Below are 10551 nucleotides of genomic sequence, written 5' to 3'. Positions count from 1 at the left end.
GGTCACAACTCAAAACCAACCTTTCTTGTCAGACTCTCCGAACAACTCAGTCATCCGTCTCACCTGCCAAGCCCGCAAGTATAGACCACTTTCCTCACCCCCGTAGGAGAAAGATGACAAAAAATTGTCATCAAACCCCTCCCCTCACTCCGGCCTCCAACGCATCCACGAACAACGCTACTGGATCAATGCCAACTGCGCGTATCGGATTTCACCAAGGACCTCCGAGCCTCAAGCCTGAGGCCCAACAGGAGGTGCCATGAGTAGGCAGAGATATCCTGAAGAACTCAAGGATTGCGCGGTCAAGCAGATCACCATGCGCGGCCACGAGGTGCCAGACGTGTCGGCCCGGCTGGGCGTGAGTCCAGCACAGTCTTTATCAATGGCTCAAGACTCACCGCACGTCGATCAGTGATCGGCAGGCGCAGGCCTCGCAGACAGACAAACTGCGACGGCTAAAGGCGAGCTCAAGCGGTTCACCGAGGAGCGCGCGACATCCCAAAAAAGGCCGCAGCGTACTTTGCCAAGCAGTCCGGTGAGTACGCGTTTATACAGCGCCATGAACGCGAGCACAGCGTTCGCAGGCTTCGCAAGGCATAGCCGTTCATCCCGGCGGCTATTACGTCTGGAAGACCAAGCCGACGAGTCTCGTGGCAAGGACGATCAACGTCTGTTGGGCCTTCTCAAGCCACTTGGCTGGCGAGTGGTGGCGTCTACGGCTAGCGCAAGCTGACCATGAACATGTGCGATCTGGGCGACACGTGCGGCAAGCACCGCGTGGCTCTTCTGCTCACGCTCGAAGAACTGCTTTCCCAGATGGGCTACTGGTAACGGATTGGAGCTCGTGGGGACAAGCCTGCTGTGGTTGCGCCCAATCGCCTGCAGCGACGCTTCATCATCAGCGAGCCCAACCAGTCTTGGGTCACCGACATTACCTACATCCGCACCCAAGAGGACTGGCTGTACCTGAGCGTGGTGATCGATTTGTTATCTCGCCACGTCATTGGTATGCGTACGACAAAGGCACCTTGCATTTTTTAACATTTCCTGCATGCCGCTGGATCGGCAGGAACTGGGGCCAATGACCTTGGCGCATACTGTGCCGAACCCAGGCGACACGAGACGATTCCGCCATCACCTCGCTGCGACCGGCGCCACGCCGCAGCCCCACCAAGGCGATCAACATGCGCGGATTTCTACTGAACAATCGCGAAGAGCTCATTCAGCGATGCAAAGCCAAAGTTGCGCAGCGACCTTTACGAGGCGCTACCCTTGAGCAACTATCACACGGCATTCCGATGTTTCTTGATCAGCTGACTCGCACCATCGAAGCCGAAGATGATGGTGACATTGCAGGAGGGATGCGAATTTCAGGGGCGTCTGGGGGCGAAGGCTCGGCGCTCACTGAGATGGGCGTCTCGGCGACAGTTCATGGCGGCGAACTGCTTGCACTCGGCTACACCGTAGATCAAGTTGTCCATGACTATGGCGACCTGTGTCAGGCAATCACTGATCTCGCCGTCGAACGCGACGCCCCATTTTCGGTAGACCATTTCCGTACGCTGAACCGCTGCTTGGACAATGCCATCGCCGATGCAGTGACCGAATTTGCTGCCCAGCGCGACGTCGAAGTGGCAAGACGGCAGGTCGAGGATGAGAACGAACGGCTTGGCTTTTTCGCGCACGAGTTGCGCAACCATTTGCACGTCGCCAAGCTCGCGTTCGCAGCCCTGGAGTCAGGCAGGCTTCCGGTTGGTGGCTCGACGGGTGCGGTTCTCAGACGCAGCCTTGGCTCGATGGAAGGTTTGATCAACGATTCCTTGGCGGCTGTTCGCAACGCGGCTCTTGCACCCTTGCATCCGCGAATCTTCTCGCTCGCAATCTTTTTGGCCGATGCCGGTCGCGTTGCGCAGCTCTATGCTGCCGACACGGGGTGCGTGCTTCGCATCTCGGAAGTGGATGCCCAGTTCGCGATTGAAGGCAATCGCGAACTGCTAATGGCGGCACTCGGCAATTTGCTACAGAACGCCTTCAAGTTCACTCGTCCTGGTAGCGAGGTCACGCTGCGCGCGCAGACGTCCGCTGATTCGATCAACATCGATGTCGAAGATTGCTGTGGTGGGCTTCCCGAAGGAAGCGCTGACACGATGTTCAAGCCTTTCAAGCAAGGCTTCGACGACAAGCGGGGCCTCGGACTGGGACTTTCAATCGCAAGGCGCAGTGTCGAGGCAGATCGCGGGCGGTTGACAGTGCAAGACAGGCCGGGCAAGGGATGCGTATTCACGATCAGCTTGCCGCTGCGGGGGCTGGCGTAAGGGGAAAACCACGCTGCACCAAGTACCTTCCAGTTCATCGTGCGCTCGCGTTTTGCGACACAGTGACGTGGACGCCAGGGATGAATTTGATCAGGGTTGCCCGCGGTATGGCAATAGATCTCTGATGCGGGTATTAAGTTGCTTCGGCAGTCGTTCCAACACGTTCTTGAGATAAGCGTAGGGCTCCAGACCGTTAAGTCGTGCGGTGTGTGCAACAGGCTCATGATGGCTGCAGCTCTCTGGCACGCGCCCAGGCTGCCAGCGAACAGCCAGTTCTTGCGTCCCAACGCGATTGGGCGGATCATGTTTTCGATGCGGTTGTTGTCGGCTACCAGATCGCCGTTGTCAATGAAGCGCGTCAGCGCCGCCCAGCGTTCGAGGCTGTAGTCGACGGCCTTGGCTGTCGCGCTGCCATCGGGTGGGTTTCTGCTGGTTGGCCATCAACGATGGCATGCAGCAGATTGGCCGCCGGCCGGCTCTTGATCTGGCGGATGCGCAGCCTTTGCTGCCCGTCCATTTTCTTAACCTCACGCTCGACGTCGTAGAGGACGCAGGACAGCTTCAAGGCGCGCTCGGCCAGGATACTGGTGTGGCTGACCACAACTCCTGCAATTTGCGACGTGCATGTGCCAGGCAACCCGCTTAGGTCACGCCTGCATTCAGGGATTGCTTTTAGCCCGAGTAGTCATCGCAGATGAGCGTGCCGCGCCAGCCGCCCACCCCGCCTTCACCGATGCCCAGGAAGCGACGGGCGTTGTGCGCCCGGCCCGGCTCGCGGTGAAGTCGAAGACGACCGCATTGATGTCATTCCAGACCATGGTGCAGCAACTCCAAAGGTAAGCACGATGCGTCTCGCTAAGGCCCGGCTTGAGCATGACCACCGGTGTCTCGTCGGCATGCAATACATGGCCTGATGAGCAGGTCCTCGAGCATCGCCTGGATCATTTGGCGCCAGTTGCACGCCGATGGTGCCCACCCACTCGGCCGAGTGGAACGGAAAACGGACACACCCGAGCGACCTATGATGGCCTCCAGCCGGAATAGTGGTTGGTGGTCAATGTACTGGACACGACCAGATTCGCCATCAGGCCGGCAGTTGCGATGCCTTTGTCAATGACAGCCGCCGGCACCGGCGCCTGGATGAGCGTCTGGCATTTGGCGCAAGCCCACTGGCCTAGCACATGCCGCTCGACCGCGAAGCTGCCCGATAGGTAGTCGAGTTTCTCCTAGATGTCTTCGCCGATGCGCTTGAGCTGGCAGCCGCAGCCCGGGGTGCGGCAGGTGATGTTTTCAGTCTCGTGTTGAACATCGCGCCGTGGCAGGTATGGTGGCAGGACCTGACGCTTAGGGAAGGTCTGCATAAATCGCCCCACGGCATCCTCGGCACCGGCGTGAAGCACTGAGATTATACGGGTAATGCAGCAACACAGCTTGGGCTTGGGAATGACGGCGAAGCCGAACGCGGCGGCGGGAATTCCTGGATGAGATGGAGAAGGTCGTACCGTGGGCCGAACTGGTGGCCCTGGTGTCGCCGTACCTACCCGAAGGCAAGCGGGGGCGTCCTCCGTTCCCGTGCGAGACCATGTTGCGTATCCATTTCATGCAGCAGTGGTTCGCGCTGAGCGACCCGGCGATGGAAGAAGCGCTGCACGACATGCCGGTATTCCGCGAGTTCGCAGGGCTTGAAGGCTGGGACGAGCGGCTGCCCGACGAGAGCACGATCTTTCGGTTCCGGCATGTGCTGGAGAAGCACAAATTGGCGGCGCAAATCCTGCAGACCGTCAACGATCTGCTCAGCGCCAAGGGCGTGATGCTCAAGAGCGGCACGGTGGTGGATGCCACCTTGATCGCAGCACCCAGCTCGACCAAGAACAGCAGCGGAGAGCGCGACCCGGAGATGAAACAAAGCCGCAAGGGACCGCAGTGGTACTTCGGTATGAAGTGCCATATCGGAGTGGACGCCGACTCGGGCCTGGTGCATACCGTGCGCGGCACCAGTGGCGCGGTCAATGATGTGATCGAGGCCAACAGTCTGGTGCGCGCAAGCGACCGGGATGTCTATGCCGATGCCGGCTACCAAGGCGCGGGTCAACGCCCAGATGCCAGGCGCGACGTGAATTGGCACATCGCCATGCGGCCCGGCAAACGTCACCTGCTCGACCCGGCCAAACCGATCGAGGCCCTGACCGGGAAACTGGAGCGCGTGAAAGCCAGCATCCGGGCGCGGGTGGAGCACCCTTTCCGAGTGATCAAGCGCCAGTTCGGCCACATCAAGGTGCGCTACCGAGGGCTGGGCAAGAACACCGCACAGTTGCACACGCTGTTTGCGCTGGCCAATCTCTGGATGGTGCGGCGCAAACTGCTGGGAGCCTCGGCATGAGTACGCCCGTAGTTCGCCAAACCGGCCATTCAGGCCGCCAGTTCGTGCCACAGGCACCGGAGCTGAGATAAATCAGGTTGGCCGCATCGCATTCCAACTGGCTCAGGGCATCAGCACGTTCGTGCGTGCTTTCTGCAGAGCTTCCCTAGAAAACTCTTTATATAGGTTGCAGCCAAAATCACAATCGCCATTTATCCATTAATTTCTCAGGACTCAAATTATCATACCCCTCAAAAGGCTGATGAATCCAAGGATTAGTAGGCAAAAATTCAACGGAATAATCCGAGGTAAAGCTTGAAATTGCCTTAGTCCAAATTACAGCACTCCGCAACTCCACAATGGGAGCATATTGAGTCTTCAGCAATTCTATAACCGCATTCAAAGTATGCCCAGAATCAGCCAAATCATCTACCAAAAGCACCTTACCTGCGATTTCGCCTTTAGGTGTAGTGATAAATCTCGCTATATCCAAGTGCCCTTGAATTGTCCCCGCTTCTGCGCGATATGAACTAGTGGACATGATTGCAAGCGGCTTGCTAAATATTCGACTCAAAATATCACCAGGACGCAACCCGCCACGGGCGAGACACAAAATCGTATCAAACTCCCAACCAGACTGGTGAATCTTAAGTGCCAATTTTTCAATTAAGCCATGATATTCATCATAACTCACATATAGATGCTTACCGTCTTCCGTTAACATTCAGTACTCCTGATTCACGCACCAACCTCACACAGTGACTAACTAGTAAATTTCAACTTACCAAGTATGGGTTATGCAATGTAATGGTGTGATCTCGATCAGGACTCGTGGAAATCATAGCAATTGGAACCCCAGTCACCTCCTCAATTCGCTCCAAATACCTTCTCGCATTAGCAGGTAGCTCTTCATATCTTGTCACCCCCACAGTCGATTCAGCCCAGCCGGGAATCGACTCATAAATGGGAGTGCAGCGGGAAATCTCCTCTGCACCCATCGGTAAAATTTCGATTTGTGCTCCATCAAGCTCATACCCCGTGCAAAGCATGAGTTCCGACAACCCATCTAACACGTCCAGCTTCGTGATACAAAGCCCTGTCAGTCCATTGACTTGGGCACTTCGCTTCAAAAGTGCTGCATCGAACCAACCACAACGGCGACTGCGGCCTGTAGTGACGCCTTTTTCCGCGCCTACCGTGCTCATGTGATAACCCGGTGTACCAGGAACTTCCCAATCCAGTTCCGTAGGGAAAGGACCTCCTCCAACCCGCGTGCAATAGGCTTTGGTGATGCCCAAAACATAGTGAAGCAGGTTGGGGCCCACGCCAGATCCCGCAGCAGCATTGCCAGCGACACAATTGCTGGATGTCACATAGGGGTAAGTGCCATGGTCGACATCCAGCAAGGTTCCCTGTGCGCCCTCAAAAAGCAAATTGGCTCCCGCTACATGGGCGGCATTCAATTCGCTAGATACATCTGCAATCATAGGACCAAGCAGTTTCGCATGTTGCATAGCCTCGTCGAAGACCGCATTGAATTGCACTTCTCCGTCAACCAAATAGGGTGCCAACGACTCGCCAAAAACAAAAGAGCCGGAGTTTAAAAAAGTCTTAAGAACATGGTTATGCAGTGCCAGCAACTCACGCAGCTTTTCAGCAAAACGGGCTGGATACTTCAGGTCTTGGACACGAAGTGCGCGTCGAGCAATTTTGTCTTCGTAAGCAGGACCAATGCCACGACCTGTTGTTCCTATTTTTTCGGTCCCCTGGTGCTCGCGTGCAGCCTCTCGGGCCACGTCGATGGCTACGTGAAAAGGTAAAATAAGTGGGCAGGCTTCGCTTACTCGAAGGCGCGATCGAACCTCAACCCCAGCTTTTTCCAAGCCTTTTATTTCTTCAAACAACTTCGCAACCGACAGTACGACACCATTGCCGATGTAGCATTTGACGCCCGGCCGCATGATGCCGCTTGGAATCAGGTGCAATGCCGTCTTGACGCCATTGATGACCAAAGTGTGGCCTGCATTGTGGCCACCTTGGAAACGAACAACGCCTTGGGCGCTTTCAGTAAGCCAATCTACTAGCTTTCCCTTGCCTTCATCACCCCATTGGGTGCCTACAACGACTACGTTTCGACCTTTGGTTGCTTTCATTTCAAACCCGATTCAATATATCTAATGCTTCAGATAACTTTTACGATCCAACGGTCAGCAACTTTGGCCAACTCTCGGTCGTAACGAAACTCGTCGAACTCGCTCTCATTACCGGGAAAAACGCACACAACGGTTTCACCGCGGCTTCGCAAATCGGCAACCGCCTCATTCACTCCGGAATCTTGTATCCACGGAGCCCTGATAGCAGTCTTCAACGCCCGTGGGGAGACGACTCCTACCAATTGTTTGATGTCCAAACTAAACCCGGCTGCCGGCCGGTTGCGGCCAAACACCGCTCCAACCTCATCGTACCGACCACCACGAACCACAGCATCGCTTGCCCCCTTGGCATAGATGGTGAAGCGAGTTCCGCTGTAGTAGGCGTATCCCCTCAAGTCCGCCAAATCGAACGTGACGCTGGACCCTACAAGGTGAGCGGCCAGAGATCGTAAGTTGGACAATATTTCGTCTACGCCGGGAACGTGATGAAGCGCTTTTTGCGCCTCGTCCAAAACAGAAACGTCACCATACAACTTCAGTAGCGCATTCAGCCCATCACGCGATGCGGAAGGAAAGCTGCGCGTGAGGCTTGCCAATTCGCTCGCATCCTTGGCAGCAAGTGCGGCATGGACTCTTCGTACCGTTAGCGCATCCAAAGAGAGGTCAGCGAGAAGACGCCGCACGATGCGCACATCAGCCAAATCCACACTGGTATCACGAACCTCAGCCACACGCAGACAGTGCAACGCCAGCAAAACCGCCTCTTGATCAGCTTCTAGACCAGCGTGACCATAAATTTCAGCACCAAACTGCAGCGGCTCTCTCGTAGCATGGGGTCGATCTGGCCTCGTATGCAGCACAGGCCCGCAATAACAAAGCCGCGTGACACCTTTGCGGTTAAGCAAATGGGCATCAATGCGGGCAACCTGCTGTGTCATGTCCGCACGTACGCCCAAGGAGCGTCCCGACAGCTGATCCACCAATTTGAAGGTCTGAAGGTCGAGCGCCTCGCCCGTGCCCGTCAGCAATGATTCCAGATGCTCCATCAAGGGAGGCATGACTAGCTCGTAGCCGTAGCCTTGAGCGGTGTCTATCAGCCCGCGACGTAGTTCTTCGATGTGGCGAGCCTCGGAGGGCAAGACATCGGCAATGTGATCCGGCAGGACCCAGGCAGACATGGAAAGTGGGAGGCTGTTAAAAACGCGATTCTACCGGCATGACAGCCAGCAGTGACTGCCTCCACAGACCGCGGCGAACTGACCAAGCGCTCAAATGCACGCGCCATCGAGGCAATGGATCGACGGAACACGTGCTGCACCAAGACAGCAGTGTCAGAATTCACAAGAAAGTAAGCGCGCCCAGCGAGAGCGCGCTATCCGTGTCTTCTACTTGCGTGTAGTGGGGGAAGGTGCAGCACCAGGACTGGCCACACCTCCACGGAAAGCTTTGAAAAATTCAGTGGAGGACGGGTCTACCACCATGACATCGCTCTTCTTATTGAAGCTTGACTTGTAGGCTTCCAGGCTACGATAGAACTGCGCGAATTGAGGGTCACGTCCAAACGCCTCTGCATAAACACGAGCGGCTTCTGCATCACCTTCGCCCTTCACCTTCTGCGCATCTCTATAGGCATTGGCGATGGCGACTTCGCGCTGACGGTCCGCATCAGCACGAATTTTTTCGCCTTCTGCAGCCCCTGTGGACCGCAGTTCATTGGCCACCCTCTTCCGCTCCGCCTCCATACGACGGTAGACGGATTCCGTAATGGCTTCAACATAGTCAACCCGAGTGATGCGCACATCAACGACGTCAACGCCCCAAGGCTTGGCACCTTGAACAACCTCCAGCACCTCGCGCTTCACGTCCGACATCAATGCATCGCGCTTAAGAGACAACAGTTCTTTGACTGTCCGCCTGTTGACCTCTTCTTGGAAGGCGTTGCGCACGACCCGATTCAACTGCAAAGCTCCAGAATTCTCATCAAGACCAACATTGCGAATGTAAGCAGATGGATCGGAGATCCTCCAGCGTACATACCAGTCAATTACAACCCGCTGCTTTTCTGCAGTGAGCATCGATTCGGTATCAGTGCTATCCAGTGTGAGCAACCGCTTGTCGATGTATCGCACATTTTGAAAAGGTGGAGGCATCTTGAAGTTCAGACCTGGCTCCGTAATCACCTCTTTGATCTGTCCAAGCTGGTAGACCACACCGAATTGGCGCTGGTCCACTACAAACAAGGTCGAACTCAAAAGAGCGAGCAAAACCAAGACAGTGGAAACAAAAAATCCGACTCTGTTCACAATGCGCTCCTATCGAGACTCGCGCTCACGCGTACGGCTGGAGTCCCGAGCACGGGGGTCAGCGGGGAATGTGGAAGCAGCTCCCGAAGGCGGAACAGCAGACGACGCCGCTGGCGGCAAGGAATCATTCGAGGCTGCAGCACCAGTCTGTGCGACACCCTGCATGATCTTGTCCAAGGGCAGGTATAGGAGATTCGACCCTTGACGGGACTCCACCAGCACTTTGGTGACGTTCGTGTAGATCTGCTGCATTGATTCAATGTACAGGCGGTCCCTTGTCACCTGAGGCGCCTTTTGATATTCGGCAAGCAGCGAACTGAACCGCTGCGCATCGCCTTGAGACTGAGCCACAATCCGCGACTTGTAAGCTGCAGCTTCTTCAGCCAACCGAGAGGCAGAACCGACCGCGCGGGGAATGACATCGTTGGCATACGCTTGCGCTTCGTTCTTGGCCCGCTCTCTCTCCTGCCCCGCTTTCAGAACATCATCGAAAGCTGCCTGTACTTGCTCAGGAGGACGCACTCCCCCCTGCTGCAAATTGATGCCCACAACCTCTACACCAACCTTGTAGCGGTCCAAGATCGTCTGCATGAGGGTACGCACCCTTGGCGCAATTTGATCTCGCTCTTCAGCCAAGGCGGTGTCCATCCGCATCTTGCCGACGATCTCCCGCACCGCTGTTTCGGCTGCTTGCACCACGGCATCTGCTGGGTTACGGCTCTCAAATAACCAGGCCCTGGCATCGTTCAAACGATATTGCACAGCAAATTTGATTTCGACGATATTTTCGTCTTCAGTCAGCATTGCCGATTCACGTAAGCCAGTGCTTTTGATCACCACATCCCGACCGACATCGGCAGACCGAATCTGCGTCACGAAAACGAGCTCGTGACGCTGAATTGGATAAGGCAACCGCCAGTTGAAACCGGCATTCACCGTGCTCTTGTATTTCCCGAACTGCGTTATGACGGCCTGCTGACCTTCCTGCACAATGAAAAAACCGGTCCCAAGCCAGATCAACACCGCAATTGCAGCAATCAAGCCGACACCGAAACCCGCATTTTTCATATCTGGCTGGAAACCCCCGCCGGAAGGACCGCGGCCTCCACCCTGCTTCCCACCAAACAGACCGCCCAGCTTGCGATTGAGGTCACGCCAGAGTTCATCCAGGTCAGGAGGTTGACCGGCCGTATTTTTGTCACGTCCTCGATTACCCGATGGAGGCGTAGATGGAGGACGCTCCGAATCGGAGTTTCCCGCGCCATCGTTCTTATCATCGCCACGACCCCACCGGGGGTCATTCAGATTCAACATTCCCCGGATGCGCTCAGGCAATATGGCCCAGCGCGGAGTACGGCTTTGAGGATTCATTCGCAAAATCTCTGTTTCTCTGAATACGTGAACAAAGCGGCATTGTGCCC

9 protein-coding genes and 3 pseudogenes are annotated in these 10551 nt (G+C 55.9%); 3 read left to right on the top strand and 9 right to left on the bottom strand.

What is annotated here, in order from left to right:
- Window positions 1–259: 259 nt before the first annotated feature.
- Together AVME950_RS13765 and AVME950_RS13760 are read left to right on the top strand one after the other, a co-directional pair.
- Window positions 260–1008, top strand: a pseudogene (locus AVME950_RS13765) (IS3 family transposase); the annotation flags it as partial.
- A 176-nt stretch (window positions 1009–1184) separates the two neighbouring features.
- The gene (locus AVME950_RS13760; RefSeq protein ID WP_284430225.1) at window positions 1185–2315 is read left to right on the top strand and encodes a sensor histidine kinase; all 1131 of its coding nucleotides are present in this window, start codon (window positions 1185–1187) and stop codon (window positions 2313–2315) included.
- Between the two features lie 90 nt (window positions 2316–2405).
- Here AVME950_RS13760 and AVME950_RS24410 read toward each other — a convergent pair whose 3' ends face one another.
- The 4 genes and pseudogenes from AVME950_RS24410 to AVME950_RS24325 all read right to left on the bottom strand — a co-directional run.
- The gene (locus AVME950_RS24410; protein ID WP_502869409.1) at window positions 2406–2477 is read right to left on the bottom strand and encodes a hypothetical protein; all 72 of its coding nucleotides are present in this window, start codon (window positions 2475–2477) and stop codon (window positions 2406–2408) included.
- Between the two features lie 140 nt (window positions 2478–2617).
- Window positions 2618–2683 (bottom strand): annotated as a pseudogene (locus AVME950_RS24405) (hypothetical protein); the annotation flags it as partial.
- Window positions 2674–2916 (bottom strand): hypothetical protein, encoded by a 243-nt coding sequence (locus AVME950_RS13750; RefSeq protein ID WP_284430224.1) that lies wholly within the window; start codon window positions 2914–2916, stop codon window positions 2674–2676. The gene AVME950_RS13750 and the pseudogene AVME950_RS24405, both read right to left, overlap by 10 nt.
- A gap of 58 nt (window positions 2917–2974) precedes the next feature.
- Window positions 2975–3220 (bottom strand): annotated as a pseudogene (locus AVME950_RS24325) (IS66 family transposase); the annotation flags it as partial.
- 511 nt (window positions 3221–3731) lie between these two features.
- On the opposite strand from AVME950_RS24325, the gene AVME950_RS13745 reads away from it, so the two are divergent.
- Window positions 3732–4695 (top strand): IS5 family transposase gene (locus AVME950_RS13745; RefSeq protein ID WP_284430223.1). Its coding sequence is split into 2 segments (ribosomal slippage): window positions 3732–3770 and window positions 3772–4695, totalling 963 coding nucleotides; the frame shifts between segments, so codons are not numbered across the junction.
- A gap of 178 nt (window positions 4696–4873) precedes the next feature.
- On the opposite strand, the gene AVME950_RS13740 is transcribed toward AVME950_RS13745, so the two are convergent.
- From AVME950_RS13740 to hflK, 5 genes are all read right to left on the bottom strand, one after another.
- Entirely contained in the window at window positions 4874–5398 is a 525-nt protein-coding gene (locus AVME950_RS13740; protein ID WP_284430222.1) for a phosphoribosyltransferase, read from the bottom strand.
- Between the two features lie 52 nt (window positions 5399–5450).
- Window positions 5451–6827 carry an adenylosuccinate synthase gene (locus AVME950_RS13735; RefSeq protein WP_284430221.1) on the bottom strand — a complete coding sequence of 459 codons (1377 nt, stop codon included), beginning with the start codon at window positions 6825–6827 and terminating at the stop codon, window positions 5451–5453.
- A 29-nt stretch (window positions 6828–6856) separates the two neighbouring features.
- Entirely contained in the window at window positions 6857–8005 is a 1149-nt protein-coding gene (locus AVME950_RS13730) for an ATP phosphoribosyltransferase regulatory subunit (RefSeq protein WP_284430220.1), read from the bottom strand.
- 207 nt (window positions 8006–8212) lie between these two features.
- Window positions 8213–9130, bottom strand: a complete 918-nt coding sequence (gene hflC, locus AVME950_RS13725) for a protease modulator HflC (protein ID WP_284430219.1) — start codon at window positions 9128–9130, stop codon at window positions 8213–8215.
- Between the two features lie 9 nt (window positions 9131–9139).
- Window positions 9140–10501 (bottom strand): FtsH protease activity modulator HflK, encoded by a 1362-nt coding sequence (hflK, locus tag AVME950_RS13720; protein WP_284430218.1) that lies wholly within the window; start codon window positions 10499–10501, stop codon window positions 9140–9142.
- Between the last annotated feature and the right edge of the window lie 50 nt (window positions 10502–10551).

The organism is Acidovorax sp. SUPP950, from assembly GCF_030158935.1.
GTDB lineage: Bacteria > Pseudomonadota > Gammaproteobacteria > Burkholderiales > Burkholderiaceae_C > Paracidovorax.
The sequence above is the reverse complement of the archived record's forward strand: the minus strand, read 5'-3'. Positions and strand labels throughout refer to the sequence as shown.